The organism is Pseudomonas sp. BF-B-15 (assembly GCF_019946675.1).
GTDB lineage: Bacteria > Pseudomonadota > Gammaproteobacteria > Pseudomonadales > Pseudomonadaceae > Aquipseudomonas > Aquipseudomonas migulae.
Map to the genome: position 1 here is coordinate 1 of NZ_JAGYFZ010000003.1, position 24,987 is coordinate 24,987.

A 24,987-nucleotide genomic window follows, 5' to 3' on the forward strand; every position below is an offset into this window, starting at 1 on the left:
CTCAACCACCGCTCAAACCCCGCCCCAACCACCGGCCATTCCGAATCCAGAATCGAATACCAGGCCGTATCCCGGTTCTGCCCCTTGACCACCATGTGCTGGCGGAACACCCCTTCAAAACTGAACCCCAAGCGCTCAGCCGCGTACTTGGAGCGAGCGTTGCCGTTGTTGCATTTCCACTCCAGACGCCTGTAGCCCAGCGCGAACGACTCTTTCGCCAGCAGATACACCGCCTCGGTACTTTTCGGCGAACGCTGCATCGGCGCACCGAAGGTGACGTGGCCGATTTCAATACGGCCCTGAGACGGAACGATCGACATCAAGCTGAGAATGCCTTGCACATCGCCGCTGGCACGGTCGATCACGCTGAAGAAATACGGGTCGCTGTTGGCCGCGTGATTGTTCAGCCAGTCGTTGAAAACGCTGCGCTCCGGGAAAGGACCGTAAGGCAAATAATCCCAGAGTTTCGGGTCGGCGCCCGGACCTTGCAGGGCTTTGAACAAACCGTCGCCATGGCGCGCCGGGTCGAGTTTTTCCAGGCGGATGAAGCGCCCTTCGATGGTTTGCACCGTTGGCGCCGGGACGCCTTTCCAGTCTGCGAGTGAAGTCGTCATGTCGTTCTCCTTGAACCTTAAAGGGCTTTGCGGAACTGGATGAAACCAGGGCGCTCGGCGATGCGCTCGTAGAGCTGGATCGCGGTGGCGTTGGTTTCGTGGGTCAACCAGTGGACCTTGCAGCAGCCGTCCGCTTTGGCGGTCGCGTAGACAAATTCGATCAGTTTGCGGCCGACGCCGGTGCCGCGGGTTTCGGGTGTTACCAACAGGTCTTGCAGGTAGCAGGAGTTTTCGATGCTCCAGTTCGACCGATGGTAGATGAAGTTCACCATGCCGACCGCTTTGCCGTCGCTCCACGCCAATGCCGAATGAGTCGGTTCATTCGAGTCGAGCAGGCGTTGCCATGTGCTGTCCGTGACCGCCTCAGGCAGTTCGGTGTTGTAGAAGCGCAGGTAGGCTTGCCACAACGGCAGCCACGCAGCGTGATCAGCAGCGGTGACCTGGCGGATTTCAATCTGACTCATGTTCAATCCTTAGCGCATCAAGTGGGCGAGGGCCTGGTCGTGCACGTCGGGGCTGGCGGCGAGCCCCTCGCGCACACCGGCGATGTCTGCGGTGCTGCGGTTCTGGCTGAGTTTGCGTTTGCCTTCCAGGCGCTGGATCGGTAGGGCAAACCCGACGATGGCCTTGAGCATGCCGTCGATGTAGTCGGCGGGTGCTTCAGCGACTGTCCATGGTTGGGCGCGACCGGCTTCATGGCGATCGGTCAACGCACTGACCAGATTGAGCAGGCGGTCGGCGTCGGTGAAAACCTCTGCGGTGCCGTAAGCGTGTACGGCGACGTAGTTCCAGGTCGGTACGACTTTGCCGTGCTCGGCTTTGCTCGGATAAAAGCCCGGGCTGATGTACGCGTCGGCACCGGCGAAAATGACCAGCGCTTCGGCACCGTTTTGCAGTGCCTTCCAGTGCGGGTTGGCCCGGGCGAAATGACCGTACAGGGTGCCATTCGGACCTTGGTCAGGGCTGAACAACAACGGCAGGTGACTGGCTTGCAAGCCTTGCTCGTCGTGGGTGATCACCACGGCCAGGCGTGTGTCGAGTATCTGCTGCTGCAGTTCATGCAAATCTTTGATGGCAAAGCCGCTGGGGTTGTACATGGAAAAATTCCTTGGCGAATGCATCCATCCTAGGCAGGCTATTGGTCTGTTGTAAGAGCCATTAACGACCAATTTCATAGGTCCATTGCCATGAGCGAAGCGCCGCTTTCCCTGTCGTTCAACCCCGCCGGTATCGAACTTGACCGCCGTCAGGGGCTTAGTCGTCAGCTCTATCAGGCCTTGCGCCTGCGGGTGCTCGACGGGCGATTGGCCAGTGGCACTCGATTGCCGGCCAGCCGGGATCTGGCGGCGGCGTTGGCGATTTCCCGCAACAGCGTGGTTCGCGCCTACGATCAGCTCTACGCAGAAGGCTTCATCGAGGGACGTGTCGGGGACGGGACTTACGTCGCGCAATTGCCTCAAGCGGCGTTGCCCACGGAAAAACTATCCACAAAAGTATCCACAGGGTTGTCAACAGGGTTATCCACAGCCTTATCCACAAATTGGCTGGATTTACCTGTAATTTCATCCAGTAAAGTTATCCACAGCGGAGCGCTGGGGCGCGTTGAAAAGAACCATTTGGCCACGCCGCCCAGCGGTCCGCCTCGGGCTTTTCGGGTGGGCGTTCCGGCGTTCGACCTATTTCCCTTCGAGGTGTGGGCCAAGCTGAATGCGGCTTTCTGGCGTAAACCGGATTTGCAGCAGCTGTGTTATGGCGATCCGGCAGGCGATGCGCGCTTGCGCGGCCTGATCGCCGCTTATTTGCGCAGTTCGCGGGGGATGCAGTGCACGGCTGAGCAAATAGTGATCACCAGCGGCGCACAGCAGGGGATTAGCCTTTGTGCACAGCTGCTGGTGGAGCCGGGCGACGGGGTGGCGATTGAAAATCCGGGGTATCGGGCGGCAGGTCATGCGTTCGCCGTGGCCGGGGCGAAATTGCATGGGGTGGCGGTGGACGGCGAGGGCATCGACTGCACCGAACTGGCCCGGCTCAGCGATTGTCGACTGGCCTATGTCACGCCTTCGCATCAATACCCGACCGGCGTGGTAATGAGCCTGGCGCGGCGACTTGAATTACTCGCTTGGGCGGAGCGTAACCAAGGCTGGATCGTCGAGGACGACTACGATGGCGAATACCGTTACAGCGGCGCACCCCTGGCGCCGTTGGCGGCACTCGATCGGCAGGGCCGGGTCTTGTACGTCGGGACTTTTGGCAAGGTCGCATTCCCGGCGTTGCGCCTGGGTTATCTGGTGTTGCCGCCGGCACTGGTGCAGGCGTTTTCTCAGCGTCGAGCAGTGGACGTTCGACATTCTGAAGTCAGCACCCAGGCAGTGATGGCCGAGTTCATGGCCACCGGGCATTTCCAGCGGCACATCCGCCGCATGCGCCGTGCTGCCCTGAGTCGACGCAATACGTTGCTGGCGGGCTGGCCGCAGAACATCCCCGGCATCGGCAGCCTGCCGAGTGTCGCCGCAGGGTTGCATCTGACAGTGGCGGTCAACTCACAGGTGCGCGAGTACGAACTGATAGAAAAAGCCGCCAGCGTCGATGTCGAGATCAATGCGCTGAGCAGCTATTGGTTGCCGGACTCGCAGAAACCGGTGGACCAGCGTGCCGGGCTGGTCCTGGGTTTCGCGGCCGTGCCCGAGGCGGCCATCAGCACCGCACTCGGGCGACTGGAAAAGGTCTGGCGGCGTTAAGCCGTCACGGCTCACCCCGACGCAAGACTTACGATTTTGAGGCCGACGGCAGCACCTTCGCGAAAAACAGTGCAGTCGCCAGTTGTGGGCTGATTTCGCTGCGATAAATCGCAATCGCGTGGAGATCGTCATTTGCACTGCGCGCCTCGGATGCGCCGCCCAGCAGCCGTTGCTGCACGGTTTTCAGATGCGCCGCCGTGAACGTCTGGACAGGCGACTCGGGCTGCGCGTAGTGAAAGTGTGCATACCACAGAACATTTTTGCTGGTGTGGTCACGGACTTCATATTCCTCGAGGTAGTCTTTTTTACGGCTTTTGAGCAAGCGTCGGCCGGGGTTCCTGACGATGTCGACCTGACCTTCGCTTTGCAGCCACTGGACCCGCTCGGCCGTCGGCGGCTGCAGTTTTGTCATGCTGATTCGCATTGTGCGTCCCTGACTGTAGAGGCGGGTTGCTCCGTCATTCAGCTGCTTGACCAGTGTCACGGCAGACCCCGGACCGTCATCGGTGGCGTTGCTGGAAATCAGCGCTTCGTCGATTGCCTTGGCGGCCTCCTGCAGTCGATGGGCCTGCTGATGGAACATTTCCTCGATTTCCACGGGAATTCGCCGCGCTCCTTTTGAATGGGCGTCCGTTCGACGGATGAATGCCTCCAGCCCGTCCAGCATTGCCTGACCTTGAACAACGCTTGTACCCAAATCGGGTCGGATGACAACAGGGGAATCCGGTTTCGCGGCCACTCGTTCAACCCACACTCCTGGGGTTTTCTCATGAAAGGTCGAGATGACTTTGCCTGTCAGCGTCGAGGTTACGTCGACCAGTTCTGATCCGTCCGCCACGGCATCGGCGCGTAGTTGGCCGACCACCGTGCCGTTGTAACGGGTCTTGATGATGCGTTTGACAGGAGCGGTCGGCAGACGGGAAGGGCCAGGTTGCGGTTCGAGCGCCTGGCGCTCGCGCAGCAGGCTCGCCAGGTGTTTCACGGTGCGCTGTTGAAACGCGTCGATGCGTTTGCGCATCAGGTCGAGCGCGGGTTGCAGGAACTGACCGGGAAATTCGCCGGGCAGATCGATGATGCGCTGATCGGTGACCGTGAGTTGCTCCACCAGATCACTGAGCCCCTCTATTCGCTCCGGCAAGCGCAACACGTCTTCGTCAGCGGCCAGATCCAGTGACGCCTGGATGGCGAGCGCTGCGTTTTCGACAACGCTCTCCAGCGCCGGGCGAGCTTCATGCGTGAGCGCGACCGAGGGGGCGAGGCACAATTCCTGGGCCAGCGTGATCTGGAACAGTTTGAGGTCCTGTAAATCGAACGTCGGTATGTTGGCCTTGACGTCGCGGATCACTTCCACGGCTTCTTTGCCGAGCAGGTTCAGTTGCTCGAAGCGCGATTGCGCGAATTCGATTTTGTTGATGTAGCCCTCGGTCAGATCGCTCATGTGTTGAAAGGTCTGTCGGGCGGCCTGCGTGTTTTCCGTTGGTTGTGTGTCGAGAAGATTGAGGGAGAGACGCATTTGATTGTCGAAAACAGGACGCTGGTGGTCGAACCATTTCTCCAGCAGCGATAGCTGGAAATCCAGACGGCTGATCATCGCTTTTCGGAAATTGGGAATGGCTTCGCGAGCATTGAACGCTTTCATCTGCTCAATGTTGGCGCCGATGAGTGACATCTGCGCATCGAGCATTTCAAGGTACAAGCGGCGATGGGTGGCGGTGGCGGTTGGTGCCTTCGCGTTTTTTTCAGCTTCCTTGAGTTCTGTTTCCCGGCTTTTGACCTGGCTTTCGAACGCTGTCATTTGCTGTTTCAGTTCAGCCAGACGCACTTTGTTTTGCTGTTCCAGCCGCTGCCTCTCCCTGCCCCCGCCCCGCAGCCTCAGCCGCGTATCGATAAACCATTCGCCGCTGGCGTTCTTGATCAGCAACGGCCCGGTGCGCGTGGGGGACTGGCGTGAGTCAATGATTTGCACGTCGTTATTGTCGTTGAGGGTGACTTCGAACCATCGCTGGCCGACCTTCGCATACCATTTTCCGTTAAGTGAATTGAGGTGTTGGTGAGGGCCGGCCGCGCTGGAGGCGACGGCCATTCCCTTGGGTTCGGCAATGGCCAGTTCATCCAGCAAGGTGCCCAACGCTAGAGGCGGCAGTGTGGCGACGGCGTGCAAAGACGTCTCATGGTCGTGAGGCAGTTGATTGAGGTCGGGCAGGCGAGTGACCGTGATTTTCTGCGCAGGCTTGATGGGCGGTGTGACCGGTGGTGGCTCGAGTTTCTCGGCTAATCGCGAGACCGGTTTATGGCGAGCGGCAGCCCGATGAGCCAGTACCATGCCGAGCATCAACAGCAAATCGGTCACGGCAGACCAGGCAAGTTGGCTGTCTTCGCTTTCTGCGGCATCGGTGATTTCCTGCAAGTCGTCCATGATCTGCCAGATCCACGCGGCAACCCCGGCAGTGCGCCCGAGGAAGGGCAAGGCGACGTTGAACAGCATCCATGCACCGTGCTTGAACGTTTCCCAGCGAGCTTGTGCATTGGACACTGATTGACGGTCAGCCAACGTCATCATGGCGTTGGCATTGGCTTTGAACAGCGGCGCCAGTGAATCATCATCAAGGGCTGCTGCACTGAGCGACACCGCGCCCATCTTGCCCAACGCCGAGGTGGGATCGACCAGCAATTGGGTCAGGGTCCAGACCGAAGGCAACTCACCGGAAAACACATACTGGGAATAGTTGAAGCGCACGTCGTCGGCCAGCCACGCCAGGACCGATTGGCGAAGGGTTTTTTCATGCTTGATCGCGTACAGCAGATTGGCTTCGTTCGGGTACTGCGTCAGCGAGGGCACGAGCAATGGCCGGTAGAGCAGGCACGGTCCCTGATCAGTGGAGCGCGGACCGATGACGAACATATTGGCGACTTCGTCGCCCTTGTTGTCGGCGCTTTCACTGCTGATAAAAGCCAGCGGGCGAATGACAATCTCGTGCCCGTTCACTCGGCGGTCGGCCGCGCTTTGCTGCAGGGCTGCGTTGACGAATTGGTAGCCTTGTTCATCAATGCCGGCTTCGCCGCGCATCTTGTGTTGCAGCGCCTGCAAGGGCAACTGGGTGCGCAGATGACGCGTGTAGAGCGTTTGTCGGCGCAACGATTCTCGCGAGTCATCCAGCAACTTGCGCTTGATCAGTGCCGGGTAAACCGCACCGATATCGACCTGGGTGACGAGGTTTTCCAGGTAGGCGGGTGTCATCCAGGCGGGCACAGGGTCGCCGTTTTTGTACTGCACCGTCTTGTTGCCCAACGGAACGGCAATCAGGTTTTGCAGTGCCAATTCGATCAGCGACAACGTAACGGTCTGCGTCTTGCCGGGGACCACGAAAGTGCCCAGCACGATGAGGCTGGTGATGCTGATTTGAATGTCTTTCAGATTCAGGTCCGCTGCCGTTGGATGATCCTTGATCATCTGCTCTCGCAGGGTTTGCAGGGCAAACTCCGGCAGTGAAGCGATGCCTTCGTCGAAGGTTTTTCCAGCGTCCTGCTCTCGCAACTGCGCCAGGTCCATCAGGTGTCGGCTGTAACGGGTCAGGTCCGCTGACGATGCATTGCTCAGCCAGCCTGTCAGTAACCCCTGAACCTGGTTGAAGCGCGACGAAGGCAGGGCTTCAAATTCAGTGAAACTCTTCGCCGCCGCGCTGATTTGCGGTGAAAGCCTGGTTGGCGTAGTGCTCTGGAATGTATTGAAGGCACCGATGGCTTCGGCTTCGAGTGCGATCAGCGCACACGCCTGATGATGAAAGAAATTGCCCTCGGGTTCATACAGGCGCCATTGCAGGGTCTGCCCGGTGCTCGACGCCCCAGGGTTTGCAAACAATGTTTCGCCCAGCGCCGCAACAGAGTCGTAACGCCTGAACCCTTCGGTAATCGAGTGGGTCAGCACCAGGGTTCGACTGTCCAACGTACCCACAAACACGGCGATATCCAGAACCCGCAGATGTTTGCTCTGCGCGCTTTCAACGTGTTCGGTATCGATCAGGCAGGCCTTGGTCAGGTACTTGTCCTGTGAGCGCCGTGCTGCCCGATCCGGCTGAGTGAACACGGCAAGGGCCATTGCTTTTTGATCGGCATCCCAGTCGGTGGTCGCATCGAGGTTCCAGATGTCCTGCAGCGCCTGCGAGAGCTGATGCCAGCGCGGGGTCGAAGGGCTTGTCTGCTGATTCCAGTAATCCAGTTGCTGTTGCTGGTAGGCGATGAATAGCTGCGGTGCGAGCGTATTGATCAGTGAACCGATGGCCGTGATGTTCACGGGCAGTTGAGCCGGCGGTACAACGCCCGGTTGCAGGGTCAGGAAATGCTCGCCATCGATGAGCATCACCGTCGAACCCGACAACCCGAGCCGCACCAACACGTCGGTGAGCGATTCATACAGATTATTGCCCGGCACGACCTCGCTGCCGGTATCGACCCAGGTCGGAGTGACGACCGTGGCGAGCGTCGGATCAATCTTCAAGTGCGGGTAAAGCGCGTTGAGTGCAGGCGCCAATGCAGTCGCTGCAACCTCTCTGATCGAGGGGCCGGTGACCAGTTGGGTCAGTACATTTTCTGCACTCGGGGAAAGGGTATCGGACATGGTCGTCTCCTGATTAAGGGTGCGCTGTTGTTGATTGCGCAGCGCTGGATCAGGGGACGGTATCGGGCGGGCCCCGGTGTCTGGCGGTACATAAATATCGCAGGCAAAAAAGACCCGCATCACGGCGGGTCTTCAGTTTTCAGAGGTGGTTTCAGGTCCCTGACTTGATTTTGGTCCAGGCCCGCGTGCGGGCACGTTCGGCATCACGCGGCAGCGGTTGCAGGGTGTAAAGCGTGGCCATGGCCGTTTCGGTCGGGTACAGGTTCGGGTTGTTGCGGATCGCCGGGTCGACCAGTTCCGTGGCGTCCTTGTTCGGGTTCGGGTAACCGACGAAGTCACTGACCGGCGCGATCACCTGCGGTTGCAGCAGGTAGTTGATGAAGGTGTAGGCGTCCTCGGTGTTCTTCGCGCCCTTCGGAATCGCGAGCATGTCGAACCAGATCGGCGCACCTTCTTTCGGCAGGCGCATGTCGACGGTCACCCCGTTCTTTGCTTCCTTGGCGCGGTTGGCCGCCTGGGAGAAGCTGCCGGAATAACCGACCGCGACGCAGATGTCACCGTTGGCGATGTCGGCCATGTATTTGGAGGAGTGGAAATACGTGACGTACGGCCGGATCTTCATCAACAGCGCTTCAGCCTTTTCGTAGTCCGCCGGCTTCTTGCTGTTGGGGTCCAGGCCGAGGTGTTGCAGGGCCAGGGGCAGGATTTCCGACGGCGAATCGAGCAGGGCGACGCCGCACTGCTTGAGCTTGCTGATGTTCTCTTCCTTGAAGATCAGGTCCCAGCTGTCAACCGGCGCGTCGGCGCCCAGCGCTGCTTTGACCTTGTCCGGGTTGAAGCCGATCAGGATGGTCCCGTACATGTACGGCACGGCGAATTTGTTGCCGGGGTCGTTGGCTTCGATCAGCTTCATCAGCTTGGGATCGAGGTGGTTCCAGTTCGGCAGTTTGCTGCGGTCCAGCGGCTGGAAAACACCGGCCTCGATCTGCTTGGCGAGAAACACGTTGGACGGCACCACCGCGTCGTAACCGGAGTTGCCGGTCAGCAGCTTGGCTTCCAGCGCTTCGTTGGTGTCGAAAATGTCGTAGATCAGCTTGGTCTGGGTGTTCTGCGCCTTGAAGTCTTCCAGCGCTTTGGGGGTGATGTAGTCGAACCAGTTGTAGACGCGCAACGTGCGCTCTTCGGCGTGAGCGGCCCCGCTGAGCACCGTGGCACAGAGCGCGGGCACGATGAAACGCTTGAGTGTGTTCATTGTTGTTATTTCCCTTGGGCGCTTTCAAAACCTTCAAGAACGTTCACGGCATTGATGCCGATTTCTTCGACCGCGTAACCGCCTTCCATCACGAACAGGGTTGGCACGCCCAGCTTGGCGATGCGCTCGCCCATCGCCAGGTAATCCGGGCTGTCGAGCTTGAACTGGGAGATTGGATCGTCCTTGAACGTATCGACGCCCAGGGACACGACGACGATCTCGGCACCGTACTTTTCGATCTCTTTGCAGGCTTGTTCCAGTGCGGCGCTCCAGGTCTCCCAACCGCTGCCGGCGGGCAACGGGTAGTTGAAGTTGAAGCCTTCGCCCGTGCCTTCGCCGAGTTCGTCTTCATAACCGAGGAAAAACGGAAACTCGGCTTCCGGATGGCCGTGGATCGAGGTGAACAGCACGTCGCTGCGCTCATAGAAAATCGATTGGGTGCCGTTGCCGTGGTGGTAATCGACGTCGAGGATCGCGACTTTCTTGTGGCCCTGATCGAGGAACGCCTGAGCGGCGATGGCGGCGTTGTTGAGGTAGCAATAACCGCCCATCAAGTCGCTGGCGGCATGGTGTCCCGGTGGACGGCACAACGCGAAGGCACTGCGCGTGCCACGCTGGATTTCCGCCTGGGCGGTGAGCGCCACTTGGGCTGCGCTGTACGCGGCTTGCCAGGTGCCGGCGGTGATCGGGGCGCCGCCGTCGAAGCTGTAATAACCCAGTTCGCCGTGCAGGCTGGTGGGTTTGATGCGGCGCAAGGTACGGGCCGGCCAGGTGTAAGGCAGCAAGTCGCCGTCGGTGTTGAACTCGGTCCAGCGTGCCCAGGCGCCTTTGAAGAAGTCGAGGTAGTCGCGGCTGTGAATGCGTGCGATCGGGTCGAGGCCGAAATCCTTCGGCGCTTCTACCGGGCCGAGCTTCTGGTTTTGCACCCGTGACAGCACATGGTCGGCGCGCGAGGGCATTTCGAAGCAGGGCTTGAGTTGCCCGTCTATCAATTCACAACGGCCGTGGTGCAGGTGGTGATCGTCCGAGTAGATTGTCAGCATTTCTTGTTCTCCGCAGGCTGATTCGGTTGAACACAGTCTTGCGGCGGATGGCGATTCGGAGAACGGCAGGAAAGGCCAAAAGGGGATCGATGTGGCCAAAATAGTTGACCGAAATTCGCCCCTTGTTGGCATGACGACGGTCCAGTAGGAGCCAGCTTGCTGGCGATCCGGTTAACGCGGTGTATCAGGCACACCGCGTTACCGTTCTTCGCCAGCAAGCTGGCTCCTACAAGGTCTTCGCTATGGGCGGAACTGGCTGGGCGCCACGCCGCTCCAGCGCACAAAGGCATGGCGGAAGCTCGCGGTCTCGCTGAAGCCCAGCACTTCGGCGATCCGGTAGATCGGCATCTGGTCTTCGCAGAGCAGTTGCTTGGCCTGCTCGAATCGCAGCTCATCCAGCAACTCCTGATAACTGCACCCCAGGTCCTTGAGGTGGCGACGCAATGTTCGCGCCGAGCAATTCATCTGCTCGGCCAATCCTTCGAGCCCCGGTGCGGCATTCAATTGCGCGCTGAGCAACTGGCGAATCCGCCCCAGCCACGCCTGACGCCCGGTGAACTCGAGGTTCTGTTTGCGGCAGCGTTCGGCCATGGCCTGATGGGTGATGACATCCGCGAGCGGCAGGGGTTGGTCGAGCCAGCACTTGTCGAAAGCAAAGGCGTTGTCCCGCGCTTCGAAGTGCAGCGGGCAGTTGAAGTGTGCGGCGTAGGTCGCTTGGTAGTCCGGCGCGGCATGTTCGAAGCGTGCGGCGATCAACGGCAGCGGGTGACCGAGCAGGTCGTCGCAGGTGACTTTCAATGACACCAGGCAGAACTCGGCATTGAACACCGCCATCGCCGGGCTCTCCCGGTAGTCGGCGGCGACGAACCAGATGCGTTCGCCGTCGTCCTCCAGGCTCAGCTCGAAAAGTGTTCCCAACAGCGCCGGAAAACGTATCGCCAGGCGCAAAGCGTCACCGAAGGTGGCACTGGTGAGCAGCGCATAACCGAGCATCCCGTAGCAGGAAACGTGCATGCGCCGACCCAGCTCCAGGCCGATGTCACGCTTGAGCGCGACCGCGTTGGCGCAGACCTGCATTTCCTGGTTGGTGGTGATGCGCGTGTCGGCACGGTTCAAGTCCGCTGCGCTGATGCCGCTCCCCGCGAGCAAGGCGTCGCTGGACAGGCCTTCGGCCTTGAAGGCGTTGAGCACCAGAGAGACAGCATTGAGGGTGGTGAGGTGGGAGTGCAGCATGGCGGCTTCCAGCCTTGGGATGGCTGGAACGCAGCAAATTACATGCCGAGCACTTGTAGGAGCCGGCTTGCTGGCGATCCAGTCGACGCGGTTTTCCAGACACACCGCGTTGCATGAATCGCCAGCAAGCCGGCTCCTACAGGGTCAGGTGAGTTCGCCGCAGAGGTCGAGTTCGACCAGTCGCCGCACTTCAGCGGTGTCCAGACCTGCACCCAGCAACCCATGCAACTTGCCGAACGCCGCTTCACGGGTCATGCCGCCACCGGACAATACACCGACACCCCGCAACCGGCTGCCGGCCTCGTAAACGTCCAGTTCAACGCCACCTTCATGGCACTGCGTCACTGCAACGACCACCACGCCGTTGTCCCGTGCCCGCGAAAGCGCGGCGAGAAACTCGGGGTTGTCGCTCGGCCCGGTGCCGCTGCCGTAGCACTCAAGCACCAGGCCCTGGATGCCGCTGTTCAGCACGCCATCCAGTTGCTCGGCGCCAATGCCGGGGAACAGCGGCAACACAGCGACTTTCGCCAGTTGCTTGCTCTGGTTGTAGTTCAATGTTGCTGGCAGTGACGGGGCCTTCGCTCCGCCGCCTTGACGCTCCAGGCGCTTGAACGGATGCCGACCAAAACTGCGCACCTTCGCGCAGCGGGTTGGCGCCAGCAGCTCGCCGTGGAAGTACAGATGCACACCCGGCGCCAGACCTTGGCCCAAAGCAACCAGAGCACCGCCGAGGTTTTCCCAGGCATCGCTGTCGGTCACGCCGGCCGGCAACATCGAACCGGTGAAGCACACCCGCGCATTAAGGCCGAGCAATTGAAAGCTCATGGCCGCCGCGCTGTAGGCGAGGGTGTCGGTGCCGTGCAGGATCAACACGCTGTCGCAGCCCTGAACGTCGACGGCATCGACCACTGCTTCACGCAGTTGCTGCCAATAGGTCGGGGACATGTTGGCGCTGTCGATCAGCGGCGACATCTCGCGAAAGCGCCACTGCGGCACCACCAGCTCAGGCTGGCTGTGCAGGTATTCACGCATCCGCGCTTCAAAACCGGAGGCCGGAGCCAGGCCGTGTTCGCTGGCTTGCATGCCGATGGTGCCGCCGGTGTAGAGCACCATGACGTGCTGGGCGGCAGGGTAGGTCGAGGAATTCATGGAGATGCTCCGAGAACGATGAGTTCCTCTGTGGGAGTGAGCCTGCTCGCGATAGCGGTCTATCAGCCAGCATTAATGTCGCCTGACACGCCCTCATCGCGAGCGGGCTCACTCCTACAGGGTTTTTCGCACTTTAACCGATCAGCGTTGCGCTGCGGGTACGCCTTGCGCTTCAGCTTCAGCCTTGGTGGCAACCGCTGGCGGGTTGGCTGGCCAAGCGTTCAGATCCAGGTCCAGGTCCGGGAACTTGCTCGAATCGAACACTGGGGTCTTGATGCCGGCAGCGCGCTGGTCATCGTAGTCACGCAGGATGCGCATGCCGACCTTGAACAGCAGGAACAGCGCGATCAGGTTCACGAATGCGAGCAGAGTCATGGTGATGTCGGCAAACGCAAACACCGTGCCGAGGTTCTCGATCGCACCCCAGAAAATCAACACCAGTACCAGTGCGCGGTAGCCGATCAGCGCCTTGCGGTTTTCACCGATCAGGAAGCGCAGGTTGCTCTCGCCCAGGTAGTAGTTGTAGAGAATCGAGGTGAACACGAACAGCGCCAGTGCCACGGAGATGAACATCCGGCCCCAGTCACCCACCACAGCGGCCAGAGAGTTCTGGGTCAGGGCAATGCCGTCGCCTTCGAAGCCCGGGGTGTAGAAACCCGAAAGCAGGATCAGCAGCGCGGTGCAGGTGCAGATCACGAAGGTATCGAGGAACACGCTGAACGCCTGAACCACGCCTTGTGACACCGGGTGTTCAACCGACGCCACGGCCGCTACGTTCGGTGCACTGCCCAGGCCTGCTTCGTTGGCGAACACGCCACGCTTCACGCCCATGACGATGGCACTGCCGATCAGGCCACCGAAGGCCTGGTCCAGACCGAACGCGCTTTTGACGATGGTCATCAGCATCGCCGGTACGTGGTCGAATTGCAGCACGATCACGTAGATGGTCACGCCGATGTACACCAGGGTTTTCACCGGCACCAACAGGTCAGCGACCTTGGCAATGCGCTTGATCCCGCCGATGAACACCAGGCCCAGCAACACCGCCAGGGCCAGACCGGTCCAGGTGGTGTCGAAGCCGAACGCGTTGTTCAGCGAGTGAGTCACGGCGTGGGATTGCAGGCCGTTGAAGGCAAACCCGAAGGTGATCAGCAGCAGGAACGCCATGATCATGCCCAACCAGCGTTTCTGCAGGCCGTGCTGGATGTAATAGGACGGGCCGCCACGGTAAGTGCCGTCGGCGTCGGCGCGTTTGTAGAGCTGGCCGAGGGAGCATTCGAAGAAGCTGCTGGACATGCCGACCAGCGCGGTCACCCACATCCAGAACACCGCACCTGGCCCGCCGAGGGTTACGGCAATGCCGACACCGGCGATGTTGCCCGCACCGACGCGGCCGGCGAGGCTGAGCATCAGGGCCTGGAAGGAGCTGAGTTGACCGGCGCTGCTTTTGAGGCTGTCGCGGAACACCGCGAACATGTGGAAGAAGTGACGCAATTGAACGAAACGCGAGCGGATCGTGAAGTAGCTACCGAGCCCGACAATGAGCACGATCAGTACTTTCCCTGAGAGGAAGTCGTTAATGACTTCGAGCATGGATTATTCCTCGCTGTTTTTTTTGTGTAGGCAAATGCTGGACGGTCGGAAACATCGCGTTACACCGCTGTGCGCACGGCACAACAGGCGAGGCGAAGGTTCGTCCCGATTTCATATTGCGGGTTTGTTATTAGTTCGGGTTTCGCATGGGTTTGGGCCTCGTTACCGACGACCGCTCACGCGAAGAGGGGCGGCACTATACCGATGACAGTGCCGTCCGTCTGCACGATTGTGGTGCATTCGGTGAAGCGAAGCCTTTGAAACACCCGACGTTACCGGCGTCGGGCTCTTGTAGGAGCAAGCTTGCTCGCGATGCAGACGCTGCGGTCTTTCAGGTAAACCGCGTTGTCGTTCATCGCGGGCAAGCCCGCTCCCACAGGTTCTGGGTTGTTGCAAAAGAGTTAAAAAAAAGGGCCTGGGGAGTAAATCCCCAAGCCCTCAAAAGGTGAGAGGTGTCTAGTCCCTCGACCTGGTGAGCGGTGCTACAAGTAACGCGTCGGTTCAGGCTTTAAGCGGAACCAGACGCGGAGCAATCATGTTTTCCGGGCGCAGGATGTCGGCGAGCATTTCTTCGTCGAGCAAGCCTTCTTCGCGCACCAGTTCCAGCACGCCACGGCCGCTTTCAAGGGCGATACGGGCGATGCGGGTGGCGTTTTTGTAGCCGATGTACGGGTTCAGTGCGGTGACCAGACCGATCGAGTGTTCGACCAGTTCACGGCAGCGCGCTTCGTTGGCGGTGATGCCGACGATGCAGTGCTCGCGCAGCATGTCCATGGCGCGTTGCAGCAGGCGGATCGAGTCGAGGATCTTGAAAGCGATCAGCGGCTCCATCACGTTCAGCTGCAGTTGGCCGCCTTCGGCTGCCATGGTCAGCGCCAGATCGTTACCGATGACCTGGAACGCAACCTGGTTCACGGCTTCCGGGATCACCGGGTTGACCTTGCCTGGCATGATCGAGCTGCCTGGCTGACGCGCCGGCAGGTTGATCTCGTTGATGCCGGTGCGTGGGCCGCTGGACAGCAGGCGCAGGTCGTTGCAGATCTTCGACAGCTTGACCGCGGTACGCTTGAGCATGCCGGAGAACAGCACGAAGGCGCCCATGTCGGAGGTGGCTTCGATCAGGTCGGCGGCTGGAACCAGCGGTTGACCGCTGATCAGCGCCAGACGCTGTACGGCCAGGGCCTGATAACGCGGGTCGGCGTTGATGCCGGTACCGATCGCGGTGCCGCCCAGGTTGACTTCGGTCAGCAGTTCCGGGGCCAGCGTCTTCAGACGGGCCAGGTCTTCACCCATCGTGGTGGCGAAAGCACGGAACTCTTGACCCAGGGTCATCGGCACGGCGTCTTGCAGCTGGGTACGACCCATCTTCAGGACGTGGTTGAATTCTTGACCCTTGGCCGCGAATGCCTGAATCAGGCTGTCGAGGCTGGCCAGCAGAGCGTCGTGACCCAGCAGCAGACCCAGGCGGATCGCGGTCGGGTAGGCGTCGTTGGTCGACTGCGCCATGTTCACGTCGTCGTTCGGGTGCAGGTACTGGTATTCGCCTTTCTGGTGACCCATGGCCTCCAGCGCGATGTTGGCGATGACTTCGTTGGCATTCATGTTGGTCGAAGTGCCAGCGCCGCCTTGAATCATGTCCACCACGAACTCTTCGTGGAAGTCGCCGCGGATCAAACGTGCACAGGCTTCGCTGATGGCAGCGTGCTTGGCTTCGCTCAGGTGACCCAACTCACGGTTGGCGTCAGCAGCGGCCTGTTTAACCATGGCCAGGCCGACAACCAGTTTCGGGTAGTGCGAAATCGGAACGCCCGAAAGGCGGAAGTTATTCACCGCTCGCAGGGTCTGGATACCGTAATACGCTTGAGCCGGTACTTCGAGAGCGCCAAGCAGGTCATTTTCTGTGCGGAATGATGCAGCGGAGGACATGATAGAAATCATCTCAATATGGACCCGGTCTGTGCCGGAACACCGCAAATGCTAGGCTTGTAGAGAATTTTCGGCCAATGCTGTTAAACACTGGCCTATGCATATTCGGCATAATGCCCGTGTGACGCCGTGTCTGTGGCGAACGTGTGACCTAATTTGGTGCGTGTCCGGGAGGACTTGATGAATCTGGAAAGCAAATGGCTTGAGGACTTTAGTGCTCTGGCCGCCACCCGCAGCTTCTCCCAGGCTGCCGAACGCCGCTTCGTGACGCAGCCGGCGTTCAGCCGTCGGATCCGCAGTCTTGAGGCCGCGCTGGGGCTGCAACTGGTCAATCGTTCGCGCACGCCGATCGAGCTGACGGCGGCGGGGCAGTTGTTCCTCGTCACCGCGCGGACCGTGGTCGAACAGCTCGGCGAAGTGCTGCGCCACCTTCATCACCTGGAAGGCGGGCAGGGCGAAGTGATGCAAGTCGCGGCCGCTCACTCCTTGGCTTTGGGTTTCTTTCCGCGCTGGATCGCGCAATTGCGCAATGAAGGGCTGAACATCGCCACGCGACTGGTGGCGACCAACGTTGGCGACGCGGTGCATGCCTTGCGCGAAGGCGGTTGCGACTTGATGCTGGCGTTCTACGACCCGGACGCCGCGATGCAGATGGACCCGGAAATTTTCCCGTCGCTGCACCTGGGACATACGGAAATGTTGCCGGTGTGCGCAGCAGATGCCGACGGCAAGCCGCTGTTCGATCTGGAAGGCGAAGCCAGTGTTCCGTTGCTCGCCTACAGCGCCGGCGCCTTTCTCGGGCGTTCGGTGAACGGCTTGCTGCGCCAGCGTGCGTTGCGGTTTACCACGGTGTATGAAACCGCCATGGCCGACAGCCTGAAAAGCATGGCGCTGGAAGGCCTGGGCATCGCCTGGGTGCCGCAACTGAGTGTGCGTGCCGAACTGGCCCGCGGTGAGCTGGTGGTCTGCGGCGGCCCGCAATGGCATGTGCCGCTGGAAATTCGCCTGTATCGCTGCGCGTTGGTGCGCAAGGCCAACGTACGATTGTTGTGGCGCAAGTTGGAAGGCGGGGCGGCTAGCCCTAACCTTTAAGCGGCAGCAGACAGAGGCGTTAATGCAACCGCCTCTGAAGTATCTGATTGAACCGTTAAGGTTTGGTAGAAAGATAGTTATTGATGTTCTTCCGGTTGGCGGCGCTGAACGTGTAAGAAATGGATCGGACAAGTTCTCGCTGTGGCGTCATATACGTTTCGGCCCACCAACCGTTAAATTGGACTTCCCAGTCTTCATGCCTGGCACCTAGCAAATGACCGATTTCATGGCCGACATTCATGTAGCTGGTCAGGGAGGCGATTGCAAACATACCGGCATTAGTCGGTGGCCATGTAAGCGCCACGCCCGCTATTCCGGCGTCCAACAGGTCATTGGTGACCAGGATTACTTTAGTCAATACGTTGGTGGTTAAACCTTCTTTCCTCATCTCATCTTGAAGCCTGAAGCCCAGCGACTCCCATCGCCGCAGGGTATTTAGCGTATCAGTGCCTTTGTAATCAAAGTGAGTATAGGGTTCGCCGCCGGCGAAGACGACGTGGACTTTACGCTCAGTGAAGTTTTGCAGTTCTTTGACCAATGGATAGAAATGATCGGCGTAAATGGTTTCTCTTTTTGATTTCGGCACGTCGTTATGAACGACGGCAATAATGGTGATGGAGTTTTTTTGTGTTGGGTTAATAGTTGAAGACATTTTTACATCCTTTTAAAAGCTTCTCCGTACGCAATTGGCTGAGAAAGTCTGGTTGTTAGCTGGAAGGCAGGGCGCCGGTCCTGCTTCGTGAGCCGGATGGGAGTCCATGCTAATGACTTTCGCCCATTTTTTAGAAAATTTCAGTCGTATTGACTGAGGTACTTACGGATGTTTTCTCTATTTTTGTCACTGAAGCGGTAGGCATTGCCTTTAAAGGCAGTATTTTTGCCATCATTCATAATTGTGTTGTACCACCAGCCGTTGTAGAAGATTTCAGTATCCTCGTCGACGGCACCGAACAAGTGCCCAATAGCGAGTGTGGGTATAACTGGGGCGTGCGGCCAGCGGTTGTAGATGACTTCAGCATCTTCATGGGTAGCACCAAACATGTGCGCAATCTCGTGTGCGGGTGTCATGTAGTCATTGATCGAGGAAATTCCAAATTGACCTTTGTTATAAGCAATTCCGGCGACTTTGCTGTTAATTAGGTCGCGGGTTAACAAAAGGTGTTTGATCAGTTCTGGGTGGTATGATTGTGCTGCCGGTATCCTCAAAGACGTCTTGTCAACCAATTGACTCCAGCGATGGAGTGAGTATGCAGAACTTACATTTTTGTAGTCAAAATTGGCCATTTCCGGTGATGTGGATTTGGTAATTAGAATCATATCAATATTACGATTGGATATGTTCTGCAGCTCGGTTCTCGCCCAGGAGAAATAGTCTTTGTTAAGTTTATCGATGTCGTACCCATCGAGGTCGCTGTGTATATACACCATCAGGAGGACAGGGTTGTTGGAGATCTCAGGGTTTTCATCCATCAGCGAACGCTTGTCTCGTGTACTTGTTTGATCTTTTTTCACCTTACATTCCTTTGTTTTTAGTGATTTGCTTAAGATTGAAAAATAAAACTTGTTAGATGGGGTGGCAAGTTGAAAGTTGCTTGTTTTTATTTCTTGCTTGTCGCTATGTAAGTTTCGTTCAGTAAAATATAGTTATATCTAGTACTGTTGAGTTATGTGGATGCGAATACTGAAGCGGCTTATTTTTTAACCCCTGAGTCAACAAGTGGGCGTTTTCACGATCCATGACAGATGGTCGCTTGAGGGGCTGTTTATCTGCTTCATTGAGGTATACTGCGCGGCCTTCGGCCGGTTCGTCCGGCCATTTTTCGTACAATCAAGCCACGCATTTTGCGTGGCTTGTTGTTTTTTGACGCGCCTGCGGGCGCCCAGAGAGAAGAGGCACGACGATGAGTGCACTGGTTGGCGTGATCATGGGCTCCAAGTCCGATTGGTCCACCCTTAGCCACACCGCCGATATGCTGGAAAAGCTCGGCATCCCTTACGAGGTGAAAGTGGTCTCTGCCCACCGCACCCCGGACCTGCTGTTCCAGTACGCCGAAGAGGCCGAGGCGCGTGGCATCGAGGTGATCATCGCCGGTGCCGGTGGCGCGGCCCACTTGCCAGGCATGTGTGCGGCCAAGACCCACCTGCCGGTGCTGGGCGTGCCGGTGCAGTCGGCGATGCTCTCGGGCGTCGATTCGCTGCTGTCTATCGTGCAAATGCCAGCAGGCATTCCGGTTGCCACTTTGGCCATCGGCAAGGCCGGCGCGATCAACGCCGCGCTGCTGTCGGCGAGCATCCTCGGCGCCAAGCACCCGCAGTTCCACGAAGTGCTGAAGACTTTCCGCGCTGAGCAGACAGACAGCGTCCTGGACAATCCAGACCCACGCATCGCCTGAGGTTGTTGACGATGAAGATCGGTGTAATCGGTGGCGGCCAGTTGGGTCGCATGTTGGCGCTGGCGGGCACTCCGCTGGGCATGAACTTCGCTTTCCTGGACCCCGCGCCGGATGCTTGCGCAGCCGCGTTGGGCGAACACCTGCGGGCCGATTACGGCGATCAGGATCACCTGCGCCAACTGGCCGATGAAGTCGATCTGGTGACCTTCGAGTTCGAGAGCGTCCCGGCTGAAACCGTGGCGTTCCTGTCGCAATTCGTTCCGGTCTACCCGAGCGCCGAAGCCCTGCGCATCGCTCGTGACCGCTGGTTCGAGAAGAGCATGTTCAAGGACCTGGGGATTCCGACCCCGGCGTTCGCCGACATCCAGTCGCAAGCCGATCTGGACGCCGCCGTGGCCTCCATCGGTCTGCCGGCCGTGCTGAAAACCCGCACCCTGGGTTACGACGGCAAGGGCCAGAAAGTCCTGCGCACCGCTGAAGACGTGGTCGGCACCTTCGCTGAACTGGGCAGCGTTGCCTGCCTGCTGGAAGGCTTCGTGCCGTTCACCGGTGAAGTGTCGCTGATCGCCGTGCGCGCCCGCGATGGCGAAACGAAGTTCTACCCGCTGGTTCACAACACCCACGACAGCGGCATCCTCAAGCTGTCCGTGGCCAGCACCGACCACCCGCTGCAAGCCTTGGCCGAAGACTACTCCAGCCGTGTGCTCAAGCAGTTGAACTACGTTGGCGTGATGGCGTTCGAGTTCTTTGAAGTCGACGGTGGCCTCAAGGCCAACGAGATCGCCCCGCGCGTGCACAACTCCGGGCACTGGACCACTGAAGGCGCCGAATGCAGCCAGTTCGAAAACCACCTGCGCGCCGTAGCCGGCCTGCCGTTGGGTTCGACCGCCAAGGTCGGCGAGAGCGCGATGCTCAACTTCATCGGTAAAGTGCCGGACACCGAAAAGGTCCTGGCCATCGCCGATTGCCATCTGCATCACTACGGCAAGGCGTTCAAGGTCGGCCGCAAGGTCGGTCACGCCAACCTGCGTTGCGCGGACCGCGAGACGCTGGCGGCACAGATCCTCAAGGTCGAAGCCCTCATCGCCGAATAAATAGTTTCATGTGGCAGCGGCGGAACCATTCAGGGGCCGCCGTTCTCTCATGGCAGGATGCCAAAGTCTGACTAGGCTTTGGCATAGCCATCCAATCAGAGGGAAATGCCATGGGAATTATCGGAACCATCTTTATCGGCTTGATCGTTGGCCTGCTGGCGCGGTTCCTGAAACCGGGCGATGACAGCATGGGCTGGATCATGACCATCCTGCTCGGTATCGGCGGTTCGCTGGCGGCCACTTACGGCGGTCAGGCCCTGGGCATCTACCAGGCCGGCCAAGGCGCGGGCTTCATCGGTGCGCTGGTCGGCGCCGTGGTGTTGCTGGTGATCTACGGCTTGATCAAAAAGAACTGATTCAGGCGACAAAGTCCTCTCGGCTGCGCAGTCCGGGAGGGCTAGAATGCTCGGCGACTTATCGTCCTTCCTTTACCGAGCACCTCCATGCGCCGTCTTCTGTTGACTGTCCTTTTACTGGGTTCGGGCCTTGCCCATGCCGGCGAACTGCCGGAAACCGACTGGCTCGAACTGATGCCCAAGTCGGACCAGAAAGCCCTCGAGGCCATGCCCGAAATCGATCACAACTCCCCCGAAGCCAATGGCACCTTTACCGAAAAGGGTGGCATGAAGCAGAGCAAGGGCTTGCCGGCGGTGATGTACTCGACCAAGACCGTGGCGTCGATGAACGACAAGAACATCCGCATCGGTGGTTATCCGGTGCCGCTGGAGTCCGACGCCAAGGGCCACAGCACGCTGTTCTTCCTCGTGCCGTATCCGGGCGCCTGCATCCACGTGCCGCCACCGCCGCCTAACCAGTTGGTGCTGGTGCGTTATCCGAAAGGGTTGAAGCTCAATGATATCTACACGCCGCTGTGGGTGACCGGCACGTTGAAGATCGAGAAGGTCAACAACGACCTGGCTGATGCGGCGTATGCGCTCGATGCGGCGCAAGTGCGGGTGGTGAAGGAATCGGATCTGTAGGCGGTCAAAACTGTGGGAGCGAGCCTGCTCGCGAAAGCGGTGTGTCAGTTAACATCAATGGTGTCTGACACGACGCATTCGCGAGCAGGCTCGCTCCCACATTTGGTTTTGCGGTGTTGCTTATAGCGGTGTGCTGGCGATGCTTACGCCGAGGGTATGGCTCGCACCCGGCGCCAGCGTCACCACATCATCCATCACATTCGCCGTCTCGATGCACAGCATCCGTTGCCAGCCATCATCAGCCATGTCGCTGAACGCCGCTGCGCGATCAATCCACGGGTTCCAGATCACCGCCGAGCGCGAACCACTGCTGGTCAGCTCGATACGCCGTTCCCAGGCCGGGTCGACAATGCTCAGCTTCGCCGGGGTATTGAGGTAGATGCGATCGGTCTCGCCGGCAAAACGCAGGTCGCCGGTCTGAGTCTTGGTTTTCCAGTCTTCCAGCGTCTCGATGTACTTCAAGCCATCCAGCCCATCAACATGCACATTGCGCACATCGCTGACCGCGAAATAGCTGTGCAGCGCCTGGCTGATCGTGACTTTTTCCGAGCCCTGGTTGTGGCTGGTCAGGCTGATGTGCAGTTGCTCATCCAGACGAATGCTCAACTTCAAATCCACCTGATGCGGCCAGCCGGGGAAGCCGCCATCGGGGTAGGGCAGGACGAACTCAACCTTCAGGCTTTCACCTTCGGTTTCGATGCCGCCCAGTTCCCAGTCCATCGCCCGTACAAAACCGTGGGCGCTCGGCGGTTCGTTGCTGACGCGCATCGCCTGAACGCTTTGCGGGTTGCGCGCAAGGTTGCCGAACCACGGCCAGCACACCGGCACGCCGGCGCGGATGTTCTTGCCGGTCTTGAACACGGCCTCATCGTTGAGCCAGATCAGCGGCGGTTGGCCGGCCAATTGATAACTGAGGATGTGCGCACCTTGCTGGGCGACCAGCAATTCGGCCTGACCGTGGCGGATGCGCCAGCAGTTCAGTTCATCCAGCTTCACGGCTTCAACGTTGGGCGTGCTCATGGGGCAATTCTCGATCAGGAACAATGACTGCAATGGACCGCAAAACGCTCGCCGTGTTTAACGTGCGCGTGGCGGAACCGAACGGGTGCGACCGCTGCCGTCGATGGCCACGAACACAAACACGGCTTCAGTCACTTTACGCCACTCGCTGGACAGTGGATCGTCGCTCCAGACCTCGACCATCATCTGAATCGAGCTGCGGCCGATTTCCAGTGCCTGGGTATAGAAGGAGAGCTGAGCGCCCACCGCCACTGGAACCAGGAACGCCATACGGTCGATCGCCACGGTCGCCACGCGTCCGCCCGCGACTTTGCTGGCCATTGCGGTGCCGGCCAAATCCATCTGCGCCACCAGCCAGCCGCCGAAAATATCGCCGAAACCGTTGGTTTCACGCGGAAGCGCGGTGATTTGCAGGGCCAGGTCGCCTTGCGGGATTGGATCTTCTTGTTCGAGCTCTATCATTCCGGGGGTGCCTCTGACCCGTGACTCTTCATTGGTACTTCAGGTGAATAGCCGTCTCAGAAAAAACGATTCAGCCCCGAACATACTACGTTCGTCACGTTTTTCGTAAGGCGCCTAAAGGGAAACTCTGCGAAATCGACTGGTAGGCCAGCAGCGTCTTCGCACAGCAACCCTTTCAAACTGTTGCAATATCCCGAGTATATCGGTCGGTAGACTCCGAGACGACCGTCCGGTTCTCATTTTGACCGTCAAATACGCACCTCTATGTGCTTTTTCGAACAATTTGCTATCGTGCCGGACCTGCCCAAGCCTCCGCCAGCGTTGTTGAGGTTGCAGATCCGACTATAAGAGAAGCCTTGCCATGACCACAGCGCCCTCGAGCATCGCGCAGCCGACCCAGCCCGCACGTCCGTTGACCCGCAATGACTACAAGACTTTATCGCTGTCCGCCCTTGGCGGTGCGCTGGAGTTCTACGACTTCATCATCTTCGTGTTTTTCGCCACGGTGGTCGGCAAGCTGTTCTTCCCGGCCGACATGCCCGAGTGGCTGCGCCTGATGCAGACCTTCGGCATCTTCGCCGCCGGTTACCTGGCGCGTCCGCTGGGCGGCATTGTGATGGCGCACTTCGGCGACCTGCTGGGTCGCAAGAAGATGTTCACCCTGAGTATTTTCATGATGGCGGTGCCGACCCTGATCATGGGTTTGCTGCCGACGTACGCGCAGATCGGCATGTGGGCACCGATCCTGTTGCTGCTGATGCGCGTGATTCAGGGCGCAGCGATTGGCGGTGAAGTGCCCGGCGCATGGGTCTTCGTTTCCGAACACGTGCCGCAGCGGCATATCGGCTACGCCTGCGGCACCCTGACGAGCGGTCTGACGGCGGGGATCCTTTTGGGGTCGCTGGTCGCCACCGCGATCAACAGCATTTACACCCCGGTGGAAGTGTCCGATTACGCCTGGCGGATCCCGTTCCTGCTCGGTGGCGTGTTTGGCCTGTTCTCGGTTTACCTGCGCCGCTGGCTGCACGAAACCCCTGTTTTCGCTGAGCTGCAACTGCGCAAGGCCCTGGCCGAGGAAGTGCCGTTGCGTGCCGTATTGCGCGACCATCGTGGCGCGATCGCGATTTCCATGCTGCTGACCTGGTTGCTGTCCGCCGCCATCGTGGTGTTGATTTTGATGACCCCGACGGTGTTGCAGACGGTCCACCACTTCTCGCCCACCACCGCCCTGCAGTCCAACAGCGTGGCGATCGTGTTCCTGAGCATTGGTTGCATCATTGCCGGCGCCCTCGCGGATCGTTTCGGCGCGGGCCGAGTGTTCGTGTTCGGCTGTGCCGCCTTGCTGGCCAGCTCCTGGACCTTCTACCACAGCCTGGCGGAGCATCCTGACTGGCTGTTCCCGATGTACGCCTTGACTGGCCTGCTGGTGGGCACCATCGGTGCAGTTCCGTATGTCATGGTCAAGGCATTCCCGCCGGTGGTGCGCTTCAGCGGCCTGTCGTTCTCTTACAACGTGGCTTACGCCATTTTCGGTGGCCTGACGCCGATGATCGTCAGCCTGCTGCTCAAGGAAAGCCCGATGGGCCCGGCGTATTACGTCGCGGTTCTGTGCGGGGTCGGAATTTTGGTGGGTGCGTATCTCTGGAAGAAGGGGCGCTGATCCCGAAATTGTCTGTAGCTGTACCGGCCCAAATCGCTAGCAGGCTAGCTCCCACATTGAAATGCATTCCAATGTGGGAGCTAGCCTGCTAGCGATTTGGGGCGCATGAATTATCCGGTAAAA

The 24,987-nt window shown here is 59.3% G+C and carries 21 protein-coding genes; 7 read left to right on the forward strand and 14 right to left on the reverse strand.

The window, feature by feature from the left end:
- From KGA97_RS01590 to KGA97_RS01600, 3 genes are all read right to left on the reverse strand, one after another.
- On the reverse strand, positions 1-614 hold a 614-nt coding region (locus tag KGA97_RS01590; protein ID WP_223480101.1), incomplete at its 3' end, for a GNAT family N-acetyltransferase.
- 17 nt (positions 615-631) lie between these two features.
- Positions 632-1,078, reverse strand: a complete 447-nt coding sequence (locus KGA97_RS01595; RefSeq protein WP_008038140.1) for a GNAT family N-acetyltransferase — start codon at positions 1,076-1,078, stop codon at positions 632-634.
- Positions 1,079-1,087: 9 nt separating this feature from the next.
- On the reverse strand, positions 1,088-1,711 hold the full coding sequence (locus KGA97_RS01600) for an FMN-binding negative transcriptional regulator (RefSeq protein WP_207284980.1): 624 nt from the start codon (positions 1,709-1,711) through the stop codon (positions 1,088-1,090).
- A gap of 90 nt (positions 1,712-1,801) precedes the next feature.
- Here KGA97_RS01600 and KGA97_RS01605 point away from each other — a divergent pair, with 90 nt between their 5' ends.
- The gene (locus KGA97_RS01605; RefSeq protein ID WP_223480102.1) at positions 1,802-3,352 is read left to right on the forward strand and encodes a PLP-dependent aminotransferase family protein; all 1,551 of its coding nucleotides are present in this window, start codon (positions 1,802-1,804) and stop codon (positions 3,350-3,352) included.
- 28 nt (positions 3,353-3,380) lie between these two features.
- Here the strand turns inward: KGA97_RS01605 and KGA97_RS01610 are convergent, their stop codons facing one another.
- The 7 genes from KGA97_RS01610 to aspA all read right to left on the reverse strand — a co-directional run bounded on the left by KGA97_RS01610 (position 3,381) and on the right by aspA (position 16,163).
- Complete coding sequence (locus tag KGA97_RS01610) at positions 3,381-7,967, reverse strand: dermonecrotic toxin domain-containing protein (RefSeq protein ID WP_223480103.1); 4,587 nt, start codon at positions 7,965-7,967, stop codon at positions 3,381-3,383.
- 151 nt (positions 7,968-8,118) lie between these two features.
- Positions 8,119-9,219, reverse strand: coding sequence for a polyamine ABC transporter substrate-binding protein (locus KGA97_RS01615; RefSeq protein ID WP_008038136.1), 1,101 nt, complete (start codon positions 9,217-9,219; stop codon positions 8,119-8,121).
- Between the two features lie 5 nt (positions 9,220-9,224).
- Positions 9,225-10,262, reverse strand: coding sequence for a histone deacetylase family protein (locus KGA97_RS01620; protein ID WP_223480104.1), 1,038 nt, complete (start codon positions 10,260-10,262; stop codon positions 9,225-9,227).
- Between the two features lie 240 nt (positions 10,263-10,502).
- On the reverse strand, positions 10,503-11,495 hold the full coding sequence (locus tag KGA97_RS01625; protein ID WP_223480105.1) for an AraC family transcriptional regulator: 993 nt from the start codon (positions 11,493-11,495) through the stop codon (positions 10,503-10,505).
- Positions 11,496-11,639: 144 nt separating this feature from the next.
- On the reverse strand, positions 11,640-12,644 hold the full coding sequence (locus tag KGA97_RS01630; protein WP_008038134.1) for an asparaginase: 1,005 nt from the start codon (positions 12,642-12,644) through the stop codon (positions 11,640-11,642).
- A gap of 141 nt (positions 12,645-12,785) precedes the next feature.
- Positions 12,786-14,237, reverse strand: coding sequence for an alanine/glycine:cation symporter family protein (locus KGA97_RS01635; protein ID WP_192228179.1), 1,452 nt, complete (start codon positions 14,235-14,237; stop codon positions 12,786-12,788).
- 501 nt (positions 14,238-14,738) lie between these two features.
- Positions 14,739-16,163, reverse strand: a complete 1,425-nt coding sequence (gene aspA, locus KGA97_RS01640) for an aspartate ammonia-lyase (RefSeq protein WP_008030715.1) — start codon at positions 16,161-16,163, stop codon at positions 14,739-14,741.
- Positions 16,164-16,343: 180 nt separating this feature from the next.
- On the opposite strand from aspA, the gene KGA97_RS01645 reads away from it, so the two are divergent.
- Positions 16,344-17,255, forward strand: coding sequence for a LysR substrate-binding domain-containing protein (locus KGA97_RS01645; RefSeq protein WP_223480106.1), 912 nt, complete (start codon positions 16,344-16,346; stop codon positions 17,253-17,255).
- A gap of 55 nt (positions 17,256-17,310) precedes the next feature.
- Here KGA97_RS01645 and KGA97_RS01650 read toward each other — a convergent pair whose 3' ends face one another.
- Positions 17,311-17,907: a zinc-dependent metalloprotease gene (locus KGA97_RS01650; protein ID WP_223480107.1), complete on the reverse strand. Its 597-nt coding sequence runs from the start codon at positions 17,905-17,907 to the stop codon at positions 17,311-17,313.
- A 140-nt stretch (positions 17,908-18,047) separates the two neighbouring features.
- Complete coding sequence (locus tag KGA97_RS01655) at positions 18,048-18,767, reverse strand: zinc-dependent metalloprotease (RefSeq protein WP_223480108.1); 720 nt, start codon at positions 18,765-18,767, stop codon at positions 18,048-18,050.
- Between the two features lie 389 nt (positions 18,768-19,156).
- Here KGA97_RS01655 and purE point away from each other — a divergent pair, with 389 nt between their 5' ends.
- From purE to KGA97_RS01675, 4 genes are all read left to right on the forward strand, one after another.
- Positions 19,157-19,648 (forward strand): 5-(carboxyamino)imidazole ribonucleotide mutase, encoded by a 492-nt coding sequence (gene purE, locus KGA97_RS01660; RefSeq protein ID WP_008030713.1) that lies wholly within the window; start codon positions 19,157-19,159, stop codon positions 19,646-19,648.
- Between the two features lie 11 nt (positions 19,649-19,659).
- Positions 19,660-20,742: a 5-(carboxyamino)imidazole ribonucleotide synthase gene (locus tag KGA97_RS01665; protein ID WP_008030711.1), complete on the forward strand. Its 1,083-nt coding sequence runs from the start codon at positions 19,660-19,662 to the stop codon at positions 20,740-20,742.
- Positions 20,743-20,852: 110 nt separating this feature from the next.
- A complete protein-coding gene (locus KGA97_RS01670; protein WP_008030708.1) occupies positions 20,853-21,098 on the forward strand; it encodes a GlsB/YeaQ/YmgE family stress response membrane protein in 246 nt (81 codons plus the stop codon).
- An 87-nt stretch (positions 21,099-21,185) separates the two neighbouring features.
- Positions 21,186-21,722, forward strand: a complete 537-nt coding sequence (locus tag KGA97_RS01675) for a DUF3299 domain-containing protein (RefSeq protein WP_223480109.1) — start codon at positions 21,186-21,188, stop codon at positions 21,720-21,722.
- A gap of 120 nt (positions 21,723-21,842) precedes the next feature.
- Here KGA97_RS01675 and KGA97_RS01680 read toward each other — a convergent pair whose 3' ends face one another.
- Both KGA97_RS01680 and KGA97_RS01685 read right to left on the reverse strand, forming a co-directional pair.
- Complete coding sequence (locus KGA97_RS01680; protein ID WP_223480110.1) at positions 21,843-22,742, reverse strand: D-hexose-6-phosphate mutarotase; 900 nt, start codon at positions 22,740-22,742, stop codon at positions 21,843-21,845.
- 57 nt (positions 22,743-22,799) lie between these two features.
- Positions 22,800-23,204, reverse strand: a complete 405-nt coding sequence (locus KGA97_RS01685; protein ID WP_007896491.1) for an acyl-CoA thioesterase — start codon at positions 23,202-23,204, stop codon at positions 22,800-22,802.
- A 361-nt stretch (positions 23,205-23,565) separates the two neighbouring features.
- On the opposite strand from KGA97_RS01685, the gene KGA97_RS01690 reads away from it, so the two are divergent.
- Positions 23,566-24,864, forward strand: coding sequence for an MFS transporter (locus KGA97_RS01690; protein WP_223450079.1), 1,299 nt, complete (start codon positions 23,566-23,568; stop codon positions 24,862-24,864).
- Positions 24,865-24,987: the final 123 nt, after the last annotated feature.

Coding starts and splice junctions, on each gene's coding strand:
- KGA97_RS01595 (WP_008038140.1), bottom strand. CDS start 1,078: ATGAGTCAGATTGAAATCCGCCAGGTCACCGCTGCTGATCACGCTGCG.
- KGA97_RS01600 (WP_207284980.1), bottom strand. CDS start 1,711: ATGTACAACCCCAGCGGCTTTGCCATCAAAGATTTGCATGAACTGCAG.
- KGA97_RS01605 (WP_223480102.1), top strand. CDS start 1,802: ATGAGCGAAGCGCCGCTTTCCCTGTCGTTCAACCCCGCCGGTATCGAA.
- KGA97_RS01610 (WP_223480103.1), bottom strand. CDS start 7,967: ATGTCCGATACCCTTTCCCCGAGTGCAGAAAATGTACTGACCCAACTG.
- KGA97_RS01615 (WP_008038136.1), bottom strand. CDS start 9,219: ATGAACACACTCAAGCGTTTCATCGTGCCCGCGCTCTGTGCCACGGTG.
- KGA97_RS01620 (WP_223480104.1), bottom strand. CDS start 10,262: ATGCTGACAATCTACTCGGACGATCACCACCTGCACCACGGCCGTTGT.
- KGA97_RS01625 (WP_223480105.1), bottom strand. CDS start 11,495: ATGCTGCACTCCCACCTCACCACCCTCAATGCTGTCTCTCTGGTGCTC.
- KGA97_RS01630 (WP_008038134.1), bottom strand. CDS start 12,644: ATGAATTCCTCGACCTACCCTGCCGCCCAGCACGTCATGGTGCTCTAC.
- KGA97_RS01635 (WP_192228179.1), bottom strand. CDS start 14,237: ATGCTCGAAGTCATTAACGACTTCCTCTCAGGGAAAGTACTGATCGTG.
- aspA (WP_008030715.1), bottom strand. CDS start 16,163: ATGTCCTCCGCTGCATCATTCCGCACAGAAAATGACCTGCTTGGCGCT.
- KGA97_RS01645 (WP_223480106.1), top strand. CDS start 16,344: ATGAATCTGGAAAGCAAATGGCTTGAGGACTTTAGTGCTCTGGCCGCC.
- KGA97_RS01650 (WP_223480107.1), bottom strand. CDS start 17,907: ATGTCTTCAACTATTAACCCAACACAAAAAAACTCCATCACCATTATT.
- purE (WP_008030713.1), top strand. CDS start 19,157: ATGAGTGCACTGGTTGGCGTGATCATGGGCTCCAAGTCCGATTGGTCC.
- KGA97_RS01665 (WP_008030711.1), top strand. CDS start 19,660: ATGAAGATCGGTGTAATCGGTGGCGGCCAGTTGGGTCGCATGTTGGCG.
- KGA97_RS01670 (WP_008030708.1), top strand. CDS start 20,853: ATGGGAATTATCGGAACCATCTTTATCGGCTTGATCGTTGGCCTGCTG.
- KGA97_RS01675 (WP_223480109.1), top strand. CDS start 21,186: ATGCGCCGTCTTCTGTTGACTGTCCTTTTACTGGGTTCGGGCCTTGCC.
- KGA97_RS01680 (WP_223480110.1), bottom strand. CDS start 22,742: ATGAGCACGCCCAACGTTGAAGCCGTGAAGCTGGATGAACTGAACTGC.
- KGA97_RS01685 (WP_007896491.1), bottom strand. CDS start 23,204: ATGATAGAGCTCGAACAAGAAGATCCAATCCCGCAAGGCGACCTGGCC.
- KGA97_RS01690 (WP_223450079.1), top strand. CDS start 23,566: ATGACCACAGCGCCCTCGAGCATCGCGCAGCCGACCCAGCCCGCACGT.